We start from the raw sequence: 25,733 nt of genomic DNA on the forward strand, positions 1-25,733 counted from the left end.
TGTTTAAAAAACTTCACTCTCTTTACTTACAACCTTGAATTTTATATCTGTATCAACAGCTTGGAAATGCTTTTTTCCTGATATAATTTTTCCACGCTCATGAAATCTCAATTGGTCAGAAGAAGAGTCACCTTTTGTTTCAACGATGAAATACAATCTTTGTTCGTTTTCTTCTTCTAGTAACAAAGCCCAATCGGGATTGTAAGGTCCTAATGGAGTTCGAATTTTGAACCAATCAGGTAACTTAATATAGAATTTAACACGTTCGTCTGCTTCTGCTTCTTTAGCAAAATCCTTTTCAACATTGGAGTCAGTTACAACGTAATCATATATGGTCTTATTTTTATTAGTGTCTATTTTTATGCTATTTCCATTTTCGCCCAAGTAAGCATTCAATGTTTCTGTTGTAAAAAGTGATTGTTCATAGACTTCATTTTCTTTCTTCATATATTTTATCCCATCTATTATTAACTGATTTTTATGGGCATTTATAATTTTAGCTGCTTGATTCATATAGCTTAGAGGATTGTTTTTGAATAGCTCTAGATTTTTTGACCCTTTTAAAATTGATACAATTGTTTTCCGCGTAAGTTTCGTTTCATTTTGCAAGAAACTAACAATGTCAGGTAATGCGTAAATATCGCTCTGTTTCCCACTATATTGTGTAAATGTTTCATCTACTATATCTATACCTGACTGTTTTACATCTAACTTAACAAGTTCTTCTTTATAGGTACTGTGTCTGGTTGATATCATGTTAATTCCATCTAAACTTGAGGTCCCTTCTAATACATTATGGATTAATTTATTAGAGTCAAAGTCAATACTATAAGTAGTTTTGGATTTTATTTTATTCCATAACTCCAAGAAATTCTCAGCTAGCGCTTCTTTGTTTACTCGTACCTTGACTTTCTCATCTGCGTCCTTAACATTAATATTACGAATCTTCAATTTTATAACTTCGATTATTTGTGGTACTAAATCAGTAAATTCTTCTGGAACTTCGACCTTACCTTCTTTAACTGCTCGACGCAATTTATCAGTTGCATGTTTTGATGGACTAATATAGTCGTTTTCCTTCATTTCGTTTATTAGAATTTTGGATTTTGCTTTACCTAAAACAGACATTTCTTCAGTTAGCTCATCATAAGAAATAACTATTGTTGCAAAAGCATCATCCTCAAACAAACCAAATGATATTCCGTCTTCTTCATATTCTTTTTGCAGACCTTCGGCAAACTCTTTATAACTTTCATTAGCCATTACAGTTAATGTGTTAACTTCAAAACCTGGAACACGTTGTCCTTTTTGATTAACCGCAATACGAAGCCCACGACCAACCTTTTGTCGTTTTGTAATATCGTCCTTTGTATCAACTAACGTAGCAATTTGAAATACGTTAGGATTATCCCAACCTTCTTTCAATGCAGAATGAGAAAAAATGAATCTTATTTTGTTAGCTTTAGATACATTTCCTTTTTCTTCACTAAACATTGTCAGGAGTCCCTCTTTATTCTTCATGATAATATTATAGGCGCTCTCATCATCAGTTGATTTTCCAGTGGAATTTTTGTACTTCCCCTTTTTATCTTTTGCAAAATAACCATCATGTATCTCTTCAACTGGAACACTTGCATTTGATAGCTCTTTATACTGAGGAAGCCGTATCATTTTTTGATACTCTTCTTCAAAAATTTGAGCATATTTACCTTTAGTTTCTGAGTCACCTTCACCGTAGACACGATAGTTTTCTACCTTGTCTAAAAAGAACAAACTTAATACTTTTATTCCCCTGCAATTTAAAACTAATTCTTTATCTAAATGAGCCTTAATAGTACGTCGTATCTGAATACGTTTAATCTCTAAATCCTCAAAGTTAGCTGATTCTAAAGTGATTTTTTCTGGTGTACCAGAAAAATATACTGCTTCCTGCCCAGGTGTTGTATCGATATCTTGAATAAAACCAACGGATTCATATACTTGTAGCTTTGTTTTAGTATATAAGTCATCACCTTTGGTCATTTTTATAACTTTTTTATTTGCGTCATTCTTTGTTTTTTTGTAAAGCTCAATTTGAGCAGATATTTTTCCATTCCTATTCGTTACAGACTTAAGCTTTAGGTATGCTCTATTACCATCCTCATCTACAGAAACAGAAGCTACCTCAATCTGTTTTACAAGTTGTTGGTCATACGCCTCTACTGCACCTAAACGATAAATCGTAGGATAAGATTTGTCCTTATGAGTAGCAGAATAACGAAAACTAACTGATGGGTGAAGATTGGCTAAGGAACGCTTAGCTTTCTCAGTATTGTCTACTACTTGAGGTTCATCAATGATTAGGATTGGACGAGTTTCCGAAATTAAATCAATTGGACGTTGTCCAGACAATTGGTCATTTTCTCTGTAAATAACATTAATATTACCTTTGTTATCAATTTTTTCTCCAGCTTCTTTGTTAAAACTATCCATCGTAATAACCATGATGTCTACCGTATTCGCTGATGCGAACTGTCTTATGCGATCCAATCTTTTACTATCATAAGCAAATAGTTCATATATTAATCCATGAAATTGTGCAGTAAAGTATGCCTTGGTCATTTCATAAGTTTTAATCACACCTTCTTTAATTGCAACTGATGGTACGACAATCACAAATTTAGAGAATCCGTACTTCTGATTTAATTCGAGAATTGTCTTGAAGTAAACGAAAGTTTTACCAGTACCAGTTTCCATCTCAATATTAAACTGTGGGAAAGCATCATTGCTCCCTAACAAATTTTCAGAAGGAGCAATCTTATTTTTTATTTGAACTTTTTGCACGTTCTTCAACATACTGTCACTATTAATAAATAGTTTGTTCGCAATGCCTATTCCATCATCTGCAAAAAAGCTGCCTTGCGTTCCATTATTAAGCGAGATAGTAAACTCTGAATTCTTTATTATCTGCCCTTCAAAAATTTCAACAGCTGCATTTACAGCATTCGTTTGGTATGCAAGCTGGTCAAATTTAATTTTCATGCCTTCATACCCCCTACACTGTAAATAGATTTTCGTCTTGGAATCCAGCTTCATTTAATATCTCGAAGCTATTAAGCTTTTCAGCATCATTAGAAAAACCATTGTCTAAAAAGACAATACTTGCTAAGTTTTTTGATACAGAACTATTTTTACTAACAATCTTTTGCGCAATTCCTCGAGAAATATCAGTTCCTAATACTATATACAGTGCTCCGAAAGCTATTGTATAAATAGAACAATTGCTCAGAGTCTCTTTCTCAATAGGAACAGTTAATTCAATACCTTGCTTCAGCAATATTTCGTAAACAACAACATCATCTGTTCGACCTTCAATGAAATTATTTTCTAATAAGGTTATTTCATTGCTGGTCCCTTCGTTTGTTGAATTCCAACGGCGGATATTAGATTTGTCTAATGAGAACACTTTAAAACCGATATCTAAGGATTCAGGATTGACAACTTGTCCATCTAACATCCCTTGATTACGATATTTTTCTTCTAAATCATTCTTGATTTTATCTCCAGCACGATGAATGCGCTCTTCACCAATATCACAAATTGTTCGATAACCATCTTTGTAGGCTTCTGACTTTTCATCAAGCTTTTCTGGTAGTTGAACCATAATAAACTTCCTATTTCCACCATCTTCACTATTTAGTTCCATGGTTGCATGGGCCGTTGTAGCTGATCCAGAAAAGAAGTCAAGTATCACTGAATCTTTATTGGTACCCATATTGATTAACTCCACTGCTTTTGGTGCCTGAAAGTATTTTTCTTTTGTATCGAACAATTTATTAAATATGCTTTGACCTTTATCTGTAAAATATTTTTTGTCATTTAAAAAAGTTTTAACTTGTGTTTTAGCAATAATATTATCCTTGTTCGCATAAGACTTTCTATAAATTTTCCATATACCATTAACATTTTTAGCAACTAAAAACTCAACTTCATTTTGTGCTTTTTCTTTCCCCCAAGTCCAACATCCTTCGTATCCATCATTCCAAAGTGGAAAAATTTCTTTATATTTTTCTCGACTTTCTAAAGTAACATTTCCGTCTAAATCTATATATATAGGATAGAATAAATTAGGACGATTGTGTTTCCCAAATTCTCTATGCGTGTTTCTCAATTCTATGAGTCTATAATTTCCATAAGCATCTTCTTCAGGATAATCATTTTCTATTCTATCCTGATTTTTTTCAATAGATAAACTACCTTTGAGTAGCTTACTTTTAGAAAAAATCAATATATACTCTGAAGCAGTTCCCATATACATGTCTTGTGAGCGGCCTTTAGGATTATTCATATAAGTTATTTGCCCTATAAAATTGTTTTCACCAAATATCTCATCACAAGTTTTTCTCAAATTGGCTAATTCGTTATCATCAATACTTATAAAGATCACTCCATCATCTGTCAGAAGATTTCTAGCTAACTTTAGCCTAGGATAAAGCATATTCAACCAGTCCGTATGGAAGCGACCATTGCTTTCTGAATTAGTGGTCAACTTGTAGCCTTCCTCGTTCAATTGTTTTGTCTTTGTTAAATAATTCTCTACACCATCTTTAAAATCATCTTTATAAACAAAGTCATTTCCGGTATTGTAAGGCGGGTCGATGTATATAACTTTTATTTTGCCTGCATATGATTTTTGAAGCAATTTTAATACTTCAAGATTATCTCCTTCAATATACAAATTTTCGGTGCTATCCCAGTTCTTAGACTTTTCTTGTGCAGGCCTCAAAGTTCCCATTGATGGAATATTTGCTAATCGCATCGCATTATTCTTACCATTCCATGTAAAGTTGTAACGTTCTGGTCGATCATCAACTTCTTCCGCCAGTAGTGTATGCAACTTATCAAAATCAATTTTATCTTCATCAATTACTATTTCAGGAAAAATTTCTTTCAACTTATTTATTGATTCAATTCTCAAATCAGGTGTTTTTCCATCCATTTCCTTTGGCATTTTTATTCCTCCATCATATTGATCTTAGTAAACTTTCTTGTTCTTCTTTCTTATTCTTCAATTTTAACAAAATAGGAATCTTTTTGTTTAACTGTTTTTCCTCTTTAGCTCTATTTTCCAGTTTTGCAATTTCTTGACTTAACCTCTCCAAGTCGTCTTTTAACTGTGCATCTATCGACGTTTTATAAACACCAAACTCTTCCTCAACAACAGTTGCTGATACAGCATTATTAATCCCTTCGTAAAAAACTTTGAAGTTTAAAGAAGGTAGATTTTGCAGAGACAATTTTTTTAATGTATTTTGAATCTCACCTTCAGTAAAACAAGCAGACGGATATGTTCTTATCAGTTTAAGGTAATCATCTTTTTTACGCTCGTATTTACCAGTATAAATAGCACAGTCTTCGGGGAAAGCAACAAATACTACTAAAGGATATGGAATTGCATTTGACAAAACTTGAAATATTTTATCAAACGCGACTTGTTCATTCATTTGCACGTATAAAAACTCAATTTCGGTGTAAAGCTCATTTTCTGACTCGTAAATTGGAATATTCGTTGTTTCGCTTTTAAAAGAAGCTAACCACCAAATACGTTTGATCATCTTCTGAACTAATCTTTTGTCTTCAGTTTTTCTTAAGTGCTTGTAAAAATCATTTTTAGGCAAATACCGATTGATTAGAGTGTTCGGTGGGAATTGCCAAGCATTTATTATTTCCACTATTTCCATATTACCCCTCCCGAATAATCAAGAATGAAATTAGTTCAACCTCATCTACTGAATCCAGTTGCCTCACTTTGAAATTTGTCCCTCCAGGACTAAAAAGACTCATTCTGCCTTGTTCTTCTTTCATACCTTTTATTGCGGCAATTGCTTGATTTAATAAAAATGAATATTCATCCATATTTTTACCGTCATCAGTCTCCTCATTAAAAGTATCAATCAAATCTTGAAACAATTCATCTTGATTAATGGTTAATTGCTTAAAATAGTTCAATATATCCCGTGCATGCGTATGATTAATCTTTACAGTGCCATCCATATTCATATAAATGAGTAAATACGGTAAGAGACTCGTACTGTCCTTTTTAATTGACAGCCTATTCTGTTTCAAAATTAGAATAACTCCTGGATCCACTCCATTGACTAACGATGCATCAGTTATGGCAAACATCCCTTTCGGTGCCGCTAGAAGCTCCTTTTCATATGATTTTATTGCATTTGATAAATCCGCCTTAAAATCTGTAAAAGTAACATCCGTGATAGAAATAGCTCCATTGACATCTTCTAAATCCAATACTTCATTTTGAAGTTGCCGTAATTGGTTTTTACGATAGCTTAAATCATTCATCTCCTTATTGTTTTTTATGTTAAGTATGTCATCTTCCCCTGTCGCACTAGCATTCATCAATACCATACGTCCTCGAACTCGATTTTCTAAATTAATATACTCATCTAAATCCATATTAGGCCAAAAATTGACAAGTTGTATTTTTGAATTCCGTGATCCAATTCGATCAATTCGTCCAAATCGTTGAATAACTCGTACGGGATTCCAGTGAATATCATAATTAATCAGAAAATCAGCATCTTGCAAATTTTGACCTTCTGAAATAGTATCTGTTGCGATGAGAATGTCTATTTCTTCTACCACATCAGGATAGACTTGACTCCGACCTTTTGAGACTGGAGAAAAGTGAAGCAATATATCATTCATATCTTTTATTTCAACATTCTCTATTGTAGTTTTTTGTCCGCCAGATCCTGTAATCAATGCTGTGTGCAAGCCATATTCTTCTAAATTTTGTTCACTCAAATTATTGTAAAGATATTCTGCAGTATCGGAAAAAGCAGTAAATATAATTATTTTTTTATTATCAGGATTGATCGGTTGAATAATCTTTTTCCGTATAATTTCTTTCAAATTATTCAATTTTGAATCTTCATATGAAGTCACCAATGTTGCAACTTCATATAATTTTTGAATCAATAAACGATCATCTTGTAAAGCACCCCGCCACTTAACTAAGTCCATATCGCCTAATAAAATTTTTGTTTTCTTTCCTACCCATTGCTCGTTATCAAACATTGATTCAATATCATCTTCCGAAAAATCATTAATACTTTTTGCAATGATATCTCCATTCTTATACTCATCTATTTGTACAATAGTATCATTAAGATTCTGTAAAATCCTTTCTAAAGTTAATCGAAAAGAATGAATTGAACTCTCCATTCTTTTTAATAGATTCACTCTTATTAGACCTGTCAATGCTTGTTCTCTATCTACTTGTTTAAAAACCGATTTTCCGTCTTTAACCTTAATATCATACAAAGACTCATATTTTCCTTTTAACTGAGGCATCACATAAGACATTGGCGTATACAATGCTAAAGATAATTCTGAAATTTTTTGATTTACCTCTTCAAGTGGGATAAATAAATTTTTTTCATCAATATTCGCTTTAATAGTCTTAGGTAGTAATCTTTCTGGAAATTCGCCTATTTCGGATGAATCATAATATTTTTCTATATGCTTTCGACTTCGTGCGATAGTCAGCATATCCAATAATTTGAAATATCCGGGATTGACAGCATCAAGAAATTGCCTAGTTGTACGTGTCTCAGGATTTAAATTGCTCCATCGATTAAATGAATTTTGTGCTTTTCTTAACTCTTGATCGATATCATCTATTCCAAATTTTTGTAAAGCAAGAGAATTATCTTCAGTTATAAATGCAATTTGATTCTTAATATCATTCATCCGATTGTTTACAGGTGTAGCTGACAGCATCAATACTTTCGTTTTCACACCTGATTTAATAATATCCTTCATTAATCGGTGATAACGTGTTGGATTCTCGTTGTTTGTTGCAACATTATTTCTAAAGTTATGTGATTCGTCAATTACGACTAAATCATAATTTCCCCAATTAATCGTTCTTAAATCAATATTACCGGAAAACCCGTGATATCTGCTTAAATCTGTGTGATTCAAAACATCATAATTAAAACGATCTTGATTTAACACATTACGAATATCATTTTGAGTATAAATTGTCCAATTGTCCTTAAGACGTTTAGGCGCAAGAACGAGAACCCGATCATTGCGAAGTTCATAATACTTTATTACAGCTAATGCTGAAAAAGTTTTCCCTAGACCAACAGAATCAGCTAAAATTGCACCGTTATATTTTTCTAACTTTTCGATTAAGCCAACTACTCCATCCTTTTGAAACTGATATAATTTGTTCCATATAATGGTGTCTTTAAAACCAGTCCCTTCTTTGATCACTTTTTTTTCATCTAACTCATCTAGCTGTTCGTGAAAAATATGGTACAAGGAAACGAAATAGATCCATTCGGGTGTATTTTCTTGATAGAGCTTCTTTACTTTTTCTAGAATTTGATCAGTAATATTTTGCGTTAATTTATTATCTTCCCACAAGGAATTAAAGTTTTGAACAAAGATATCAACCAAACTCTCAGATCCTATAAGTGCTTGCGGAGGAAATAATTGTTCTCCTTCAACAATACCTAATCCATCTCCAGTAAAATCGAATGCCCCAGCAATATTGAGCCTTTTATCTTCATCTTTGAAATTCTCAATAAATATCTGATTTGAAGGAGGACTGAGCACTTTTTTAAAGAGTACTTTTTGCCTGATAATTTCAGAGGTTTCTCTTGCAATAAATGCAGAGTTCATTTTGTTACGTAATCGTATCTCATAATTATTTCCAGATATCATATTTTCTTTCTCTGCGATTTCGAATCTTTTCAATAGACTACTATCTGTCTTTTCTACAGCAACTTCCGAAAGAATCATCCGCATTCCTGAAGATCTTTTTATTTGTTTTTGAAGAGCGTGAAAAGCATATATAGAAAATGAACTCGTCATGATGCTTATCATACTGTTATCATCTATTAGTGATGAAATGAGATTAGCGACTGTATCATCACCTTTATTAGTAACTACTCGTGGCATATCTCTCCCTCTATTCTAAAAAAATATTCTGTCTATGATAATCCAAATTCTCAGCCATTTTTTTAGATACCTCAAGCTTTTGGCAATCTAAAATCTGTAGCTTTTCATAATCACTTGAAGAGATTAACGATGAAATTTGTATGTATCCGTCTTTATTAAACGTTATTAGGCCTTTGTCAAATAACCGATCATGTTGCGCACATAAAATCAATCCATTTTCAATATCTATTTTATTTTCGTCACTTGAACAAGTCCATGGGATAATGTGTGAAGCGATTAGCACTTGTCTATACTTTATACCACAAATTTGACATTCAGGTGACCTCCTTAACAATTGGCTTCTAAAGTGCCCTTGAGTCACCCGCTGTTTAGTGATGCTTTCTACTTCGTGTTGTTTCAAACAAAGACTCTCTGTACTATCGATTTTTTCTTGACTCATTTGAGGGTCTATTTCTAATTTTGATGATTTTTGTAGAATGTACGCCTCTAAATCGGATAAAATTTTAGGAGATTTTTCACTTATACAAGTAAATCCATCTTCTATTTCAATCAAAGAAGAACGCTTTGAAATATTTCTCAGTAGTACATTTTCCAACAAAAAAAGCAGTTCTAGCCTGATAATTTTGGTGCTTATTGAAGGTACTGTCTTCCAATAAATTGAATCATTTATTCTATTTTCTTTAAAAGGTACTCGATTGGGAATAACCATGGTTTTCGCAATAACTTTTAAGTGTTCTTTCGATCTAGCTATTATATAAACAATATCATAGACATTAGGATTATTATCACTACGATCCACATCAATTATTCTTAAATTTTCAAGCGACTTTCTGATATCATATATTTCTATATCCTGTTGAAATATCCATTTCATATTTATCTTCCTCAATACTCAGTTCATTATTCTGCATCATGTTATCACTATCTATTATAGCAAATATTTCGGTTCAACTTATAAATATAAATAAAAGCTCATCCTCACAATTTTAGAGAACGAGCTACAAATATTATTCCATATTTACTACAAATTTTTAGCAACAATATTTAGGGACCCTGTCTCAGCAAATTCTTTAAAAATACTACTTCGGCTTATTCTTTTTCACAAAACTTCTGCATTCTGCTAGATATTCAGTCAGTTGCTCCGGTGTAGGAATTTCTTCACCTAATCCACTTGCCCTATCATGAACCCAATTGGAGCATTTACTCATTCCTTTTTCTACCTCTTGGTACAGTTCTTGTGTAAATGCTGCTCGCTTTAGGCGCTGTGTTTGTATCGCTGGATTGAAGCGTTGAACCGAATTATTAAATAGTATTTCTTCAATTGTACGTTCCCAAGTTTCTCTCAGCTGTTCACACCAAAGTTTAGCTTCTTCACCATATCTGTCATAAAGTTCAATATTGCCTAAGTTATATTCTTTATAGACTTTTTCAACTGACTGTAATCTATTTTGCAAATAACCTATTCTTTCTTTTACGGGAGCTCCGATCCATGGTATAGCATATTGAATAATACCCGCGTCTTGATTTATCTTTCTTATGGTAACTACATCGCACTTGATATTTTTCTCTTCGCAAAGTTTTTGAACGCTCATTAAGAAAGTTATGTCGTGAGTAAGAATAACTACTTGTTTATTATCTGCTTCTTCAACAAGTCGATCAGCTATTATGTCCCTTCTTTTATAGTCTAATGAACATACAGGATCATCCAATACAATACAGACATTGTCTCTATTTAGATTTGTTTCAGCTAAAAAATTCGCTAGAGAAATGGATCGCTGTTCACCTTCACTTAGAATTTCTACAGGCTTTCGTCCTTTAACAGACAAAGTACTTAAAGTGGCACCTCTGCGTCCTCGTTGTTTAATTTCAGCAGAAAAGTTTGCTTTCAATTTTCTACATTCCTCATCAAACTTCTCCATATACTCCTGAGTTACGTATTTCGTAAATAATTTTTTTTGGAAATTCGTTAGCTTACCTGTGGTAATACTGATAGATCTTGCCTTGTCTACCCATTGAAGATTCTTTATAAAAACTTCAATTTTTGGAAGTAAATTGTTTAATTGCAGTTTATCCCGATAAAGATCCTCGTATATTTTTAAATCTTTTATTTTTTTATCGATACTATCAGCATCTAATTTACTAACTTCCTTCTTTAACAATGTGTAAGCTTTTTCAAAGGAGTCAATATTAAAATGGTACTCTTTAACTTCTGTCTTCCAGTCAAGACTGTTAAGATTATCAATTAGTAAAGAGTTGACCTCTTCATATTTTGTCTCCGCCTCAATCAATAATTCGCGAAGCACTAAATCGTTCTTCTTTAGCCAATCATCGAATTTAGACTCTTGAACTAATAAATGAAAATCTTGCTTTGAGAAATCTTGAATGATTTTCTTTATGTTTGATTCAGCAGTAATTAGATTCTGTTCGGCTACACTTTTTAAATACTTCCAATACTTATCAATTACCTTAATATGCGTTATATCTTGTCCACAAAAAATACAGTGTTCAATTTCTTCTTGGATAGAATTATAGTAAGATTGTGCAGTCAAAATAAAATCTTTCCATTCAACAGAACCTAACCTGTAAATATTTTCACCTTTAAGTTGCGCAATTCCTTCTTCTGCAGAGAGTAGCTTTAATTGATTCCTCTCAATTATTAACTCTTTGGTTTTCATTATTCGAGTATCAGAAAACTTGTTATTGAGCACCTCAATTCTTTCTCTAATCTTATTCAGCTCATTCTCATATCGTGTATACTCTTGCTCTTTTTCTTTAATATTCAGTGCTTGAAGTTTTACCTTTCTTCTCATCTTTTGCTTGTATGTTTCTTCATCTACATCAGTTATTTTAGCTAGCACTTTCAGGTAGTTAATATCAGTTTTACTATCAATCTTTTCTACACTTTGTCTGATTATAGTTTCATTGGTGAAGTAATCTAAAAATTCATTTTTAGTATTAATTGCTGCCAGCTCATCGTTTAACCTTTGCTTGATTGCGGAGAAGCTTTTGGCATACTTGTCGAAAAATTTGAATTCTATCGGTGCGAAGGATACTTCAGTTTCACAAGTTAAATCATTGGTGGCACTGACACTATCAAACACAGCTATTTTCTTCAAAATTTCTTGATCGCCAATATTAGGATAAATGAAATCTAAAAGTTCTCCATCTTCATTTACAAAGTTGAAGGTTGCACTAACTTGTGTGTTCGTTCGATTAAAAACGTTTGGTAATATATTTTTATCTCCTCTTGAAACAAAAGCATTGTTAAAAAGCCGCGTATAACCAGACTTACCACTACCATTTTCTCCGTATATTAAAGTGAGTTGTTCTCCGATTTCTAACTTTTCATTAGGCTTTAGCGCATTGACACCAATAACATTTGAAACACTTCGCCATTTTATTTTGTCTTCTTCATTAGAGTGATCCACGAGACTTAGAAAATCCAACTTTACTTTCTCTAAACTCTCTTCTGATAATCCAAATTCCTTTTTAAATAATAGATAAATTTCCTCTAGATCATCCTCACTTAAAGATTTACCTTCAAGAATTTCATTTGCTAAGTACTGCTCCCAATAAGTTTGCCTTTTAACCCAACTAACAATTTCCCTATTAATCATTAAGTATCCTCCTGTATGCCTTTTCACATATATCATACCAAAAAAGTTAACTAGCAGTATAAAAAAGTAGTGCGGTATCTGTGTCTATCTGTATGACTATTCTTTATCCAATCATGTAAGCTCCCACCAACACCCTCAACCCCTCACTCAACTCCAACTCATCCGCCCCATCATAATAAGGACTCGTCATCTGGTACCAGCTATAAGTCAAATGCGAAACCAGTACAGTCAGCTTCTCGTATTCACTGTCCTCAATATCATCCCGCATGATTCCAGTCTTCTTCAACGTCAAAAAGATCTTCAAATAAAAATCAGTCAGCCGTTTTCTGAACTTCAGCAGCTCTTCCTTCATTGAAGGAAATTCTTCGTGGATATTGACGATGTATTTGTAGTAATACATATTGGTCTTTCGGATTTCTTGAATTTCATGGATCGAATTTTTTAATAGGTCTAGGGCATTCTCGTCAGTGATTTCGGCATCGACGAAATGAAAGAAGGTGCTGTAGAGCTCTTCCTGCAGCCGCAGCATGATCGCTTCTTTTTTGGGAAAATGATAGGTTAGGTTGCCGATGGTGGTGCCGGCATGTTCGGCGATATCTCGTAAGGAAACGTCGCTGTAGCCGCGTTCCTGGAATAATTCTTTGGCACTTAAATAGATTTTGGTTTTAGTATCTGTCACAAAAGTCACCTCGTTTTTCTTTCGCTGCTGGTTAAAAATCAGCACGGTTTTTCTTCTGTTTATAGTATACACCAGAAAAAAGGCCATTGACATCTCGAATAGTACAGTGTACTATGAAATCGTAAACAGTACACTGTACTAGAAAAGGAGCGATTCGAATGGAGATTAGAAAAAGACCACCTGCACAGGATATTGGACGGATTTTAGGAGGCGGGATGTCTCCGGAGGATTTTCTTAAGATGATGGCGGAAACTGAGATGAACCTGGAGACCTTTGAAACGGTTGCCCCAGAGGATGCTGGAGATTTCGTAGAAGTGTGTGAACGTTTAGGGGATGAAGCTTACAGCTATGCCAAGCAGAACGAGAAAGCTGGTCACAAGGAAACAGCCAGCGAATACTACTTCAATGCTAATGCGCTATACCGTTTAGGCGATTACGGGATCAAGGCATTTGACGAAGAGAAGCATCGGATTTACGGCAAGCTGGTAGATAGCTTTAAGCGGCATAAACAATTGGCGCAAAATGAAAATGTTCAGTATATCGAGATTCCTTTTGAAGGCAAAATGATGCCTGCTTATCTGGCACTGCCTAACAATGCACCGAAGGACGTTCCGGTCATCATCTGTGTGGTTGGAGCGACTGGCTTCAAGGAAGAAAATTTTGTGATTGCCAAAACGGTAGTGAATCGTGGTTGTGCGGCGCTGATTTTTGATGGACCTGGTCAGGGTGAATGCAATTTGAATCGTGAGCTGTATTTGACTGAAGATAATTATGATGAGGCTGTCTTGGCCGTGGTTGATTATCTTTTGGAAAATCCAACAGTGGGCAATACAATTGGGATTATGGGGGTAAGCTTTGGCGGTTATCTGGCTACCAGTGCCGTTTGCCGTTATCCGGATAAATTCGCTGGATTGGTGGTTCGAGGAGGCTGTTCACAGCTGGATCAATTGACGATGCATACCTTTGCGGGAGTTGAGCGGTTCTATCTATACAACTTCTTGAATAAGTTCAACGTGGAAACCTTGGACGAAGCAGCGGAAATTTCCCATCGCATGAATTTGGATGATGTGCTGAAAAATATTACCTGTCCCATCTTGGTAGAGCATACTGAGGAAGATCCGGTGATTGGTGTGGAGGGTGCGAAAACCATTTATCGCAATGCTTCCAGTACCGATAAAGAATATTATGAGATTAAAGGCAATGTTCATTGCGGCAACAATGAAGCACAGAAGACATGTACTTATGGTGTGGATTGGCTGCTGGATCGGATGATGAAATAAAAATGGCAGCCTATGATTGGTTTTACTCAATCGTAGGCTGCTTTAACTTTCGAAGCTTCCTGTCAGGTCCCCCTATTTCACGAACTGATCAGAAAACTTTCTCTCTAGATGAATGAATAAAAAAATTTCTTCTCAACTCGGATTTTTTTGCAATATTTTTTTAATTCTACGTAGTAAAATCCAATCGATAATTTTTATATTCGTTAAAAGATTACAAAAACGACCTAAAATAAATAACTGATAATTAAACAATAATTATTAGAGTTGTGTTTAAATACAGAAACAAAGTGACTAACAACTAGACTAGTTGTTAGTCACTTTGTTTCTTTTTAAAAAATTACTTGATTTTTTATTGAAATATATTACAATGGAAGCGAATACTAAAACAACATGAAACAATTCATCCAAACTTACAACTATAGATGAGGAGATAATGCCATGACCACAAAAAAAACTACAGCTAACTCAACTGACAACCATGAAGAGAAAAGGACTCGAACGTAGATTTTCCGAGCACTTCGCGGAGCATCGTGCCATCCATCACATAGTGGAAAGTGCTGTTTTTGTACTTGTTCGCAATGCTTTTTCACCTGATAACTTTTCTTTCCTAGGTCAAGAGTTGATTTGCAGTATTTTTTTGGAAGGTAATGTGCAGGAATTAGCCTCCGTCCGTCATTTTTGTGTCTACTTTAAAGAATATTTCACTCCAGAACATTGGGAAAAGGTCCTTTCCCGTTTATTTGAAAGTCACGAAGAGTATTTAGCTGTTACCCAAGCTACCCGCGAGAAAACTGATCATCTTCACAAGATGCTGCATTCTGGCAGTCGCGAAGCCAACGAACTCATGAATATTTCCACTGTCTATAAAGACGCCAACGGGAGAAAGCATCGCTTCACTCTAAAGGACACTGATCCTTGCTATTCTATTGAAGAAACCACTGCCCTTTTATCCATTTTAAGCTCACTAACCATCCTTGAAAAAGATGGCGTAAGACGCTTCACTGAATTGGTTCGCTACATTTATTTACCGACTGAGCCAGTTTACGACAGTGAACGGGAAGCAGAAAAAGAAGTTGAAGCAGAACCAGCTGATGACATGCTGAGTATTCTACAGCCACAAATCTCTAAAGCAATGAATATCTTGGCTCAAATGGAAGCTCAACTTGAAGGTGATTCAGCAGAGACTGTTCCGTTTCTTGAGTCCAGCGACTATTTGAAAAATAATGTCTATGCAGGCAAATCCCTCGAAGAAACCACTGAATTCTTATTGGATGGCTTTACGCTGCCTCCAGAAACAGATGAAACAGAATTGCTCAGCAGGCTGTTGACTGCCCTTGCACGAGGAATTAAGCTGAAGGATGCTCAAGCTGAATTTGTCTTGAGTAATGAACCTGAGAACACGCCTGATCCTGATTCCGACAAAAAAGCAAAAACAGAAAAGCTCCCTAATAAGAAGAAATCCAAAAAGAATAAAAAGCAGAACTCTTATGAGAGTCCCGAAGAAATTCGCAAGAAAAAAGAGCAGTGGGAACAGAAGCGGTTAAAAAGACGTTTGGACAAAAAAATGGGCAAGAGTAAGCGAACTAAGAAAAAACGGAAATAAGTTGGGCTAGTGATCCCTGTGAAGGGAAAAAGTCGCTAAGCACAGGCTGGTGTGCTTAGCGACTCAAAAAATTCTGTCTTTGCGATTCAGTTTATCTCAGATCTAACTGTATAGTCACATTGCCTATCGAGCTGGCTTTTCAAAAATTAAATACTCAAAATTCGCATAATGTCTGAGCCTGCTAGCTTGGCTAACTCCTCAGTACGACTGATTGAATCAGCCAGTGAAAGAGGTCCTCTAGGCAAGGATAAAACTAAATCGATCCCTGCTTGATAGTTTTCCTCGCTGACTTCACTAGCATCGCCGACCAGAGCAATCACTGTTTTCTTGCTCAGCTTAGCTTTTTGGGCGATAACTGTAGGCAGCTTCCCATAAGCAGATTGGCGATCCATTTTGCCTTCACCGGTAATCACCACGTCCACCTGCTGCATTTTTTCCTGCAGTCCCAGCAGCTCGATCATATAGCTGGCTCCTGAAACGTAGGTGGCTTGAAAAAAGCTTAGAAAACTTAGGCCAATTCCGCCAGCCGCTCCCGTTCCCGCCTGCTGTGCGTAATCAACACCGGTTAATTCTGCTAATTTTTGATTGTAATGCTGCAGTGCTGCATCAACTGCGGCAAGATCCTTTACGCCTTTTTGTCGGCCGAAGGTATAAGTAGCGCCGGCTTTTCCAGCAAAGGGATTTTCTACGTCAGTAAGCAAGGTGAATTTTTTATTTGCTACCTGCTGATTCAGCTGGCTGGCATCAATCGTGGCGATCTGAGCAATTTCCGCTAGTCCGGGAACAATTTCAGTACCGTCTGCTTTTTTTAGAGAAACGCCTAACGCCTGCAGCATGCCGATCCCAGCATCATTAATGCCGCTGCCGCCTAAGCCAACAATAAAGTGCTGCACTGCTGGCTGCTGATCTACAATCGTTTTGAGCAGCTGGCCAAAACCAAAGGAGCTGGCTTCGCAGGCCCCTCGTTCTTCTGTCAAAAAATGAATGCCGGCTGCTTCCGCAACCTCCACTACAGCTGTTTCTTGATCAAGCAAGACATAGTTCGCTGTAATTGGCTGGTTGTAGAGGTCTGCTGCTGGTGCTTCCAGCAGTTCTCCTAACCCATTTTCGTGAAAGGCTGCTAGTGTCCCTTCGCCGCCGTCTGCTACGGAAACTATTTCCACCTCAATCGCAGGATCAAGTTTTTTCATCCCAGCTGCTACGGCTTGGTTCACCATTCTTGAAGTAGCACTGCCTTTGAAGGAATCAATGGCAATCAGTGCCTTCATACTGAAAGCACCTTTTCTGATTGGGTAGCTGAATCAACCAATGTTTCGCCATTGGTTGCGATAATTTCTTTGTACCATTGGAAGGAAGCTTTTTTATATCGTTTATAAGTACCATGACCGAAATCATCAATATCTACATAGATAAAGCCGTAGCGTTTTTCCATTTGATTCGTCGAATTTGAAATTACATCAATACAGCCCCAAGAGGTATAGCCTAAGACCTCCACGCCATCTTCGTTGATGGCTTTACTGATTTGTAAAATGTGGTCGTTCATATAGCTGATTCGATAATCGTCTTTCACCTGTCCGTCCACCAGCTGATCCTTGGCCCCTAAGCCATTCTCTACTACAAAGAGCGGCTTGCGGTAGCGATCGTACAATTCAATCAAGGAAATGCGCATCCCGATTGGATCAATTTGCCAGCCCCAGTCTGTTGTGGTCAAGTAAGGATTTTTAATCGTTGTGGCCGTATTGCCTTCGTTAATATCCAACCCGTTTTTATCAAAGGCTGAGCAAGAAGAGCTGTAATAACTGAAGGAGACAAAGTCCACCACGTATTTTTTCATGATGGCCAAATCGTCCTCGCCAATTGCCAGCTGAATTCCTTCATTTTGGTACTTCGTCCATAAATATGCCGGGTATTCGCCAAAAACCTGGGTATCAGAGAAGGCAAATAATTCTCTCGCATCTAATTGTGCCATCAAGACATCCTCTGGCTTGGCTGTCAAAGGATAGTAGGTTTGCTTAGTAATCATGCAGCCAACCTGTGCCTCGGGAATCCATTTGCGGCAAATTTTTGTCGCTAAAGCACTGGCAACGAATTGATGATGCATCGCCTGATAAATCGCCTGCTGATAGTCCTGCTCTGTTTGGAAATGATCACGGATCAAGCCGCCTGACATAAAGGGATGGCGAATAATACTGTCGATCTCGTTAAAGGTAATCCAATACTTCACTTTATTTTTGTAGCGTTGGCACAGGGCCTCCACATAACGAGTAAAGAATTCAATTGATTTCCGTGATGCCCAGCCATCGTATTTTTCTGCAAAATAAAGCGGCTGTTCATAGTGGCTGATGGTTACCAACGGCTCAATGCCATATTTTGCCAGCTCATCAAATACCTCGTCGTAAAACTGTAAGCCTGCTTCATTCGGTGTTTCTTCATCCCCATTTGGGAAGATTCGTGACCAAGCAATCGACATCCGATAAACGGTAAAGCCCATTTCTGCAAATAGCTTAATGTCTTCCTTATAATGATGGTAAAAATCAATCCCATGACGTTTTGGATAGTATTCGGTATCTTCAGACTCTCTAGCCTCAACAATATCCTGTGAAGAAATGTTCCAATGCTGACTCATGTTTTTTTGATCAGCACCTGGCTTCAATCGGCAAACATCCGCCACAGACATCCCTTTTCCAGCGACATTCCAGGCCCCTTCCATTTGATTGGCAGCAGTTGCGCCGCCCCATAAAAAGTCCTTTGGAAATCTTGTCATTGTTTTCATCCTTTATACTTCTACTGATAGTACAGCTTCTGTTGTATTTTTTGCCCCTAAAGAAATTGGGCTGACTTCTTTAACTGGTGAAGTGAATACCACCATCGTTGTTGGATCATATCCGGCCGCTTTAATGCCTGCCAAATCAAATGTTAACAGGGGCTGGCCTTTCTTAACTGAATCTCCTTGCTTAACCAAAGCCTTGAACATTTCTCCGTTTAGATTAACCGTATCAATTCCGACATGGATTAAGATTTCCAGTCCATTGTCACAGGCTATACCGATTGCATGCTTGGTATCAAAGAGCATTGCTACTTTACCGTCAACTGGTGAAACGACACTTCCTTCACTAGGAATAATTGCAAAGCCGTCACCCATCATTTTTTGAGAAAATACTTGGTCCTTAACACTGCTTAAATCAATCGTTTCACCCTTTACTGGGGCATCGATCGTCACTTTTCCATAGCTTTGAGGAGCCGCTGGCTGCTGTTCTGGCTTGAAGCCCCAAACATAAGTGATGATAAAAGTAGTTACAAAAGCAATTAGCATAGTAATTAGCGCATGAATTAGGTTCATTGGATTTTCACCAACAAAGACTGGTAATAACGCAATCCCGGCACCACCAGCCGAATAACGCACCAGACCGGAGAATCCCGCATATGCCCCACCGACTAAACCTCCAGCCATAACTGAAAACAGAATACTCTTTTGTTTAATGGTCACGCCAAACATTGCTGGCTCAGTAATCCCCAATAAAGCTGTAAAACCGGCAGAGCTGGCAATTGATTTTTGTTCTGGGTCCTTAGTTTTGATGGCTACAACTAAGCTGGCCGCTCCTTGGGCAATATTTGATGCCAGAGATCCAGGGCCTAACAAGGTTTCTGAACCGGTTTGGGCAATTGATCCCAGCCAGAACGGAGCCAAGCTCCAATGCATTCCTGTCATAACTAATAATGGGAACAATCCGCCAATAACGGTTGGTACGATCCATGAACCATAGGCATTCAAGCCATCAATAAGACCAGCTACCACGTTTCCGATTAAATTACCTAATGGTGCCAAAACTAACAGTGTAATAGTGGCAGTCACAGCAATAACCACTAACGGTTTTAAAAAGTACTTCAAGAAATTAGGAATGATACGATCACTGATTCTTTCCACATACGACATCAGCCAAGTCGACAGCAAGGCTGGAATAATAGTACTGCCGTAGCTTACCAGGGTTACTGGCAGACCTAAAAAGGTAAAGGAATTTCCTTCACTGACTAAGGCGGTAAAGGTTGGATGAATCAAGGTTGCCGCTACTACCATTGCCAGCACCTGATTGGTTTTGAACTTTTTAGCAGCACCATAGGCTACGATGATAGGCATGAAATAAAAGGCCGCATCTGCTACAAAATTTAACATGACATACGTATCTGAAGTGGCATTAATCCATTTTAAATTAACAAAAAGTGCTAAGAATGCTTTTAACAGACCGGCTCCTGTCAATGCCGGAATCATCGGGGTAATCGAACCGGAAATAATGCCCAGGAATCGATTAAACAGCCCTTCCTTGGGTTGATCTGTTTGATTCGTCGGTTGGATATCTCCTAATAATTGATTGATTTCAGCATAGACCTCCGGAACCTCTGTGCCAATAATAATCTGATATTGTCCCGAAGTCCGGGAAATCCCTTTTACTCCGACAATCTTATCCACCTGCTGATCCTGTGGAGTAGCCGTATCCTTAAGAACGAAACGCAGTCGTGTCGCACAATGGGATAACTCCACCACGTTTTCTTTTCCTCCGACAGCAGTAACTATTTCTGCGGCCATTTTTTGATAACTCATCTTTTTTTCCTCCTGATTGATTTGAAATCGATTTCTTGATTAAAGTATAGCCGCTTTATTTTTACAAACTGCTTATTTTCAGATTCTGAAAATAAATAAACTGAAACCCTTGCTAGGTTCCAGTTCACTTAACATATTTTTCGTAATACAGCAGCGTAATAAGCTGTACAATCAGCAGGGAGTCTAACGGATGAGCCGAAAAGCTGTCTGCACCCTCTGGCAGTAAAATGACCTCTTCCACATATTTCAGCTTTTCAATCTCTGGATTCATCGTAATGACATAGATCTTTACCTGTTCCTTCTGACTAATATCAGCAAAATATTCCCGAACATAGTTGCCGGATAAGGAAAAAATGATGACCAATAATTCCTGCTGCGTGTTCTCCATTAATTCCACTTGTTTTCTTGGGTCCAGCCGAGTTTCAATGATTTTTTTGCAGCGGAACAAATTATTTTGTAAAAGCAGCGAAACAGTCTCCATGTGCATTGCGCCAAAGGTTGCTACATCTTGGTAATGGTGAATTTCGTCTATCAAATGCTCCAGCTTGGCTAAATCGATTTTCCGCATCAGCTGATCAATATCACTTTTCACTGCTCCTAGATAACCGGCAACTAGCGGTTGATTCTCTTCAACTGGTTCAAATTCGTAATGAGGCTCGGTTGCCTGCTGGCGATGATTGATGACTTCTCGCAATTCCGCAAAGCTTTGCAGACCAATCTCCTTACAAAACCGACTGATGGTTGCAGTAGAAACGTGAGTTTTATTTGCCAAGTCTTTGATTGCTACATTCTGCAGTTCATCCATGTGAGTCAAAATATATTTAGCTACCGTATAATAAGGCGAATTCAACTCTGTTCGATTCAAAAAGGCATACAATAAAACCCCTAGTCCGTAAGGCGAACTTATTTTTGACATGATTCTTCCCCCTTGGAAGTCAAGCTTCTCGCCTGTTCACAATCAGGCGCGTTAGTTCTATCATCTTAGGGTAAAACATCAAGCATGTCAATATTCATTTGTTACCGCCTTCATTATAATTATATAAGTATTTAGCCTTTAACTATTATTCTTTACAGCAGGTTGATAATTAAAAAACTGCTTCCTATTAACAATCAAACATCCGAGGAAGTAGCTTATTCCTTTGATCAGTCATTTCTACTAAATTTAAGGAGTATACCCTTCGCTCGCTAGTCAGATCTTAGCTAGTTCATTCCGACGAAAAAGCGCTGTTCTTCTAGCAATTACTTGGTCTATTCCAATCATATAATTTGTACAATTAGTTATTTGTAGTTAGTATTTATCAGACAAGGAGGTACATCATGAAAATATTAACAAAAATTATAGTTGTATTCTTGCTTGCTGCTTTATTTCCAGTAAGTGCTCTAGCTGCTGAAAATCAGCCAGGCCTTCGAGCATATGGAGATATAAAATTAGAAATTGATGGACAGGAATTTTTGCCCGGCTCCATTTTCGATAATCAAGTGGTTAAGTCTGGTAGCGAAAAGAAAGTGGTTGTCGTTAGTAATTACCCTTGGGCAGTCACCAATTCGCCCTCAGCTGATGGCAAAGTTGCTGTTTCCCCTTCATCAGGTGAAGCGGGAAGAACAGAAATTTCCCTATCCTTTATTGAAAGCGGAAATGTTAGCCTAATATTTGAAGAGCAGGGTGAGAATGGACATGATCGAGACCAGTTTAACTTTAATATTACCGCCTATGGAAGCTTGATTTTACGGTATGAAAACGAAGCAGGCGAAACAATCTCGCCTGACGAAATAAAACACGATGAGCCTTCATGGTTTTGGTACGATGTCTCTGCGGATACTCCCAAAGATATCCCTGGCTATGAGTTCAGCAACGTTAAGGCTGGCAGTGCCCCTTTATCCGGAAGCTTAGGGGAAGGTACAAAGGTCATCACCTATGTGTATAAGGAAGTTAATAGAGAAAGTTCTATAAATATTCGTTATGTAGATGAAAACGGCAATGTCCTTCGACAGCAGCAATCTATTAAGGGACAAGTCGGGAGTGACTATCAAATTGAACCACCTGCTATTGACGGCTTTGGCTTTAAAGAAGTGCAAGCTGGCAGTGCCCCACTCCAAGGGCAATTCACTGCTGATGCACAAACCGTTACCTTAGTCTATGCAAGAATACCCAATGTTGAATTGGGTCATGTTTTAGTTAAATACGTTGACGAAAACGGTAAGGAGATTCAACAACGACAAACTATTCACGGACAAACCGGCAGTAATTACCAAGTAGATACTCCGGTTATTGATGGCTTCGGCTTCAAAGAGGTTCAGACAGGTAGTGCTCCGAGACAAGGGCAATTTAATGACGAATTCCAAACCGTTACCTTAGTCTATGTTAAATTACCCAATTTTGAATTGGGTCATGTTCTAGTTAAATATGTTGACGAAGACGGCAATGAGATTCAGCAACGACAAACCATTCATGGGTTAGTCGGTAGTGATTACCTCGTAGATACTCCAGCTATTGATGGCTTTGGCTTCAAAGAGGTTCAGACAGGTAGTGCTCCGAGACAAGGGCAATTTAATGACGAACCTCAATCTGTTACCTTGGTCTACGCTAAGTTACCTAATGTTGAATTAGGGCATGTTTTAGTTAAATACGTTGACGAAGACGGCAACGAAATTCAGCAACGACAAACTATCCATGGTAAAGTCGGCAGTGATTATCTCGTAGATACTCCAGCTATTGACGGCTTCGGCTTTAAAGAAGTTCAAAATGGCAGTGACCCTGTTCAAGGACAATTTGGGAATGAACCCCAATTTGTTACCTTGGTCTACGCTAAGTTACCCAATGTTGAATTAGGACATGTTTTAGTTAAATATGTTGACGAAGATGGCAACGAAACTCAACAACGACAAACCATCCATGGGTTAGTCGGCAGTGATTACCTCGTAGATACTCCGGCTATTGATGGCTTTGGCTTTAAAGAAGTTCAAACTGGCAGTGACCCTGTTCAAGGGCAATTTGGGAATGATCCCCAATCCGTTACCTTAGTCTATGCTAAGTTGCCTAATGTTGAATTGGGACATCTTTTAGTTAAATATGTTGACGAAGACGGCAACGAAATTCAACAACGGCAAACTATCCATGGTTCAGTTGGTAGTAATTACCTCGTCGAACCAGCTACTATTGATGGTTTTACCTTCAAGGAAGTACAAGTGAATAGCGATCCAGCGCAAGGGCAATTCTCTACTGAAGCTCAGTCGGTGACTTTTGTTTATTCTAAGCTTTCAAACATTGAGACGGGAAACCTTTTAATTAAATATGTCGACGAAAACGGTAAGGAGATTCATCAGAAACAGACGCTTAGCGGACCAATCGGTGAAAGCTATGATGTCTCCTCAGATAAATACAAATTAAGTATTGATGGGTATGCGCTCGTTGAAGAAAAGCTGCCTAGTAACATGAAGGGAACCTTCTCTGGCGAAGAACAAGTTGTTACCTTTGTATACAAAAAAATTGAGCAGCCTACTGTAGTAGCTGAAGGGACTGTTACGACTAACTATCTTGACGAAAACGGCGAACCGCTAGCTCCTTCAGATACTCAAACTGGGAAGATAGGTGAGGACTACACCACTACCGGAAAAACCATTAATGGGTACAAATTGGTTCAGTCTAAACTACCAGAAAATGCTGCCGGCAGCTTTACTAAAGATCCAATTACTGTAAATTATATTTATGCCAAGCAGCGAAGTTCAGTAGTCTCAGATAGAACGACTACTGTTCCTTCTAATAAGCAGTCTGGAAGCAATCATTCAAGTACAACTTACCCCAAAACTGGTGAGCAGACTTCCATGATTCTGACCCTGGCTGGCTTGATCTTTTTATCCTTAGCTGGCTTGATTGTCTACAAACGAAGAACCACTAAATAACTTGATAAAACCAACTCAATTACTAAAAAGTAATTGGGTTGGTTTATTTTGTCTGTCTGACCGCTAAAAAACTATTTAGAATCAGCTTATTAGGATGCCAAGTTGTAAATCTTGTGCTTTATTAATAGCACCATCCTCGATACTCAACAAGTTCCTTCCTTAGTATTGTCAAACTTCTATCTTGGTCTTCGTTGTCAATAATTTCTTGACCTGGGATGCGTTTCAGAGTGTATTCTATTTATATAAACCTTAAGAAGGAGTTGGAAAAATGGGGATCAAAATGATTGCTGTAGATATGGATGGCACGTTTTTAGATGATCAAAAGGCCTACAACCATGAACGGTTCCAACAGTTATTCCATCAAATGCAGGAAAAAGGCATTAAGTTTGTCGTTGCTAGCGGCAATCAATACGACCAATTGAAAAGCTTCTTTCCTGACAACCACGAAAAAATGTCCTTCGTTGCTGAGAACGGGGCGAATATTGTTTTAGAGGGAGAACACTTTGATAATGCCCGTTTAGATATGAAGGTAGTTCTCGCTGCACTGGCAAAAATTGAGACCCTAGACCCGACAGCCATTGTATTATGTGGCAAAAATAGCGCGTATGTTTCAGCGCAGCTGCCAGCGGAACGCTTTGAAAGTGTGCAGTTTTATTATCCTAGTATTAAGCGTTTGGAAAACTTGGCGGACATCCAGACTGAATCGGATGACATTTTCAAATTCGCCCTGTCCTTTCCTAACATTAATATTCCCGGGAAAGTGGCAGCTTTAACTGACCTCTTAGCCGAAGACCTAATCCCTGTTTCCAGCGGCCACGGCGATATTGATTTAATTATTCCTGGTGTTCACAAAGCCTATGGGCTATCGAAGCTGTGCCAGGTTTGGGCTATTTCCCCTAGCGAACTAGCGGCCTTTGGCGACAGTGGGAATGATATCGAAATGCTGGAATATGCCGGCTTCAGCTTTGCCATGGAAAATGCCCAGCCAGCAGTTAAAAAAGCAGCCGGAAAAGTGATCGGATCAAATAATCAAGAGAGTGTGTTTGATATAATAGAAGCACTACTATTAAAGGTGTGATGT

The 25,733-nt window shown here is 37.3% G+C and carries 15 protein-coding genes; 4 read left to right on the forward strand and 11 right to left on the reverse strand.

Annotation, left to right across the window (positions count from 1 at the left end; genetic code table 11):
* Nucleotides 1-3: 3 nt before the first annotated feature.
* The 7 genes from I588_RS12230 to I588_RS12260 form a co-directional block, all read right to left on the reverse strand.
* Nucleotides 4-3,021, reverse strand: coding sequence for a restriction endonuclease (locus tag I588_RS12230; protein WP_010756241.1), 3,018 nt, complete (start codon nt 3,019-3,021; stop codon nt 4-6).
* Between the two features lie 13 nt (nt 3,022-3,034).
* Complete coding sequence (locus tag I588_RS12235; protein WP_010756240.1) at nt 3,035-4,990, reverse strand: site-specific DNA-methyltransferase; 1,956 nt, start codon at nt 4,988-4,990, stop codon at nt 3,035-3,037.
* Between the two features lie 13 nt (nt 4,991-5,003).
* A complete protein-coding gene (locus I588_RS12240; RefSeq protein ID WP_010756239.1) occupies nt 5,004-5,720 on the reverse strand; it encodes a DUF4391 domain-containing protein in 717 nt (238 codons plus the stop codon).
* Between the two features lies 1 nt (nt 5,721).
* On the reverse strand, nt 5,722-8,976 hold the full coding sequence (locus I588_RS12245; protein WP_010756238.1) for a helicase-related protein: 3,255 nt from the start codon (nt 8,974-8,976) through the stop codon (nt 5,722-5,724).
* 10 nt (nt 8,977-8,986) lie between these two features.
* On the reverse strand, nt 8,987-9,850 hold the full coding sequence (locus tag I588_RS12250; protein ID WP_010756237.1) for an HNH endonuclease: 864 nt from the start codon (nt 9,848-9,850) through the stop codon (nt 8,987-8,989).
* A gap of 205 nt (nt 9,851-10,055) precedes the next feature.
* Entirely contained in the window at nt 10,056-12,593 is a 2,538-nt protein-coding gene (locus I588_RS12255) for an AAA family ATPase (protein ID WP_010756236.1), read from the reverse strand.
* 103 nt (nt 12,594-12,696) lie between these two features.
* Nucleotides 12,697-13,272, reverse strand: a complete 576-nt coding sequence (locus tag I588_RS12260; protein ID WP_162141126.1) for a TetR/AcrR family transcriptional regulator — start codon at nt 13,270-13,272, stop codon at nt 12,697-12,699.
* Between the two features lie 158 nt (nt 13,273-13,430).
* Between I588_RS12260 and I588_RS12265 the strand changes: the two genes are divergently transcribed.
* The gene (locus I588_RS12265; protein ID WP_010756234.1) at nt 13,431-14,552 is read left to right on the forward strand and encodes an alpha/beta hydrolase family protein; all 1,122 of its coding nucleotides are present in this window, start codon (nt 13,431-13,433) and stop codon (nt 14,550-14,552) included.
* 649 nt (nt 14,553-15,201) lie between these two features.
* Nucleotides 15,202-16,155, forward strand: a complete 954-nt coding sequence (locus tag I588_RS12270; RefSeq protein WP_245569571.1) for a hypothetical protein — start codon at nt 15,202-15,204, stop codon at nt 16,153-16,155.
* A 146-nt stretch (nt 16,156-16,301) separates the two neighbouring features.
* Here I588_RS12270 and I588_RS12275 read toward each other — a convergent pair whose 3' ends face one another.
* From I588_RS12275 to I588_RS12290, 4 genes are all read right to left on the reverse strand, one after another.
* The gene (locus I588_RS12275; protein ID WP_010756232.1) at nt 16,302-17,423 is read right to left on the reverse strand and encodes a glycerate kinase family protein; all 1,122 of its coding nucleotides are present in this window, start codon (nt 17,421-17,423) and stop codon (nt 16,302-16,304) included.
* A complete protein-coding gene (locus I588_RS12280) occupies nt 17,420-18,928 on the reverse strand; it encodes a glycoside hydrolase family 1 protein (protein WP_245569570.1) in 1,509 nt (502 codons plus the stop codon). The genes I588_RS12275 and I588_RS12280 overlap by 4 nt, the downstream gene beginning before the upstream one ends.
* A gap of 3 nt (nt 18,929-18,931) precedes the next feature.
* A complete protein-coding gene (locus I588_RS12285) occupies nt 18,932-20,752 on the reverse strand; it encodes a beta-glucoside-specific PTS transporter subunit IIABC (protein ID WP_010756230.1) in 1,821 nt (606 codons plus the stop codon).
* A 124-nt stretch (nt 20,753-20,876) separates the two neighbouring features.
* Nucleotides 20,877-21,668, reverse strand: a complete 792-nt coding sequence (locus tag I588_RS12290; RefSeq protein WP_010756229.1) for a MurR/RpiR family transcriptional regulator — start codon at nt 21,666-21,668, stop codon at nt 20,877-20,879.
* Nucleotides 21,669-22,069: 401 nt separating this feature from the next.
* Here I588_RS12290 and I588_RS12295 point away from each other — a divergent pair, with 401 nt between their 5' ends.
* Nucleotides 22,070-24,652 (forward strand): MucBP domain-containing protein, encoded by a 2,583-nt coding sequence (locus I588_RS12295; protein ID WP_010756228.1) that lies wholly within the window; start codon nt 22,070-22,072, stop codon nt 24,650-24,652.
* Nucleotides 24,653-24,920: 268 nt separating this feature from the next.
* Nucleotides 24,921-25,730 carry a Cof-type HAD-IIB family hydrolase gene (locus I588_RS12300; RefSeq protein ID WP_010756227.1) on the forward strand — a complete coding sequence of 270 codons (810 nt, stop codon included), beginning with the start codon at nt 24,921-24,923 and terminating at the stop codon, nt 25,728-25,730.
* Nucleotides 25,731-25,733 lie beyond the last annotated feature (3 nt).

This window comes from Enterococcus pallens ATCC BAA-351 (assembly GCF_000407485.1).
GTDB classification, from domain to species: Bacteria; Bacillota; Bacilli; order Lactobacillales; family Enterococcaceae; genus Enterococcus_A; species Enterococcus_A pallens.

Excerpts from the sequence above, each read along its gene's own strand:
- I588_RS12230 (WP_010756241.1), bottom strand. The coding sequence starts at position 3,021 with ATGAAAATTAAATTTGACCAGCTTGCATACCAAACGAATGCTGTAAAT.
- I588_RS12235 (WP_010756240.1), bottom strand. The coding sequence starts at position 4,990 with ATGCCAAAGGAAATGGATGGAAAAACACCTGATTTGAGAATTGAATCA.
- I588_RS12240 (WP_010756239.1), bottom strand. The coding sequence starts at position 5,720 with ATGGAAATAGTGGAAATAATAAATGCTTGGCAATTCCCACCGAACACT.
- I588_RS12245 (WP_010756238.1), bottom strand. The coding sequence starts at position 8,976 with ATGCCACGAGTAGTTACTAATAAAGGTGATGATACAGTCGCTAATCTC.
- I588_RS12250 (WP_010756237.1), bottom strand. The coding sequence starts at position 9,850 with ATGAAATGGATATTTCAACAGGATATAGAAATATATGATATCAGAAAG.
- I588_RS12255 (WP_010756236.1), bottom strand. The coding sequence starts at position 12,593 with ATGATTAATAGGGAAATTGTTAGTTGGGTTAAAAGGCAAACTTATTGG.
- I588_RS12265 (WP_010756234.1), top strand. The coding sequence starts at position 13,431 with ATGGAGATTAGAAAAAGACCACCTGCACAGGATATTGGACGGATTTTA.
- I588_RS12275 (WP_010756232.1), bottom strand. The coding sequence starts at position 17,423 with ATGAAGGCACTGATTGCCATTGATTCCTTCAAAGGCAGTGCTACTTCA.
- I588_RS12280 (WP_245569570.1), bottom strand. The coding sequence starts at position 18,928 with ATGAAAACAATGACAAGATTTCCAAAGGACTTTTTATGGGGCGGCGCA.
- I588_RS12285 (WP_010756230.1), bottom strand. The coding sequence starts at position 20,752 with ATGAGTTATCAAAAAATGGCCGCAGAAATAGTTACTGCTGTCGGAGGA.
- I588_RS12290 (WP_010756229.1), bottom strand. The coding sequence starts at position 21,668 with ATGTCAAAAATAAGTTCGCCTTACGGACTAGGGGTTTTATTGTATGCC.
- I588_RS12295 (WP_010756228.1), top strand. The coding sequence starts at position 22,070 with ATGAAAATATTAACAAAAATTATAGTTGTATTCTTGCTTGCTGCTTTA.
- I588_RS12300 (WP_010756227.1), top strand. The coding sequence starts at position 24,921 with ATGGGGATCAAAATGATTGCTGTAGATATGGATGGCACGTTTTTAGAT.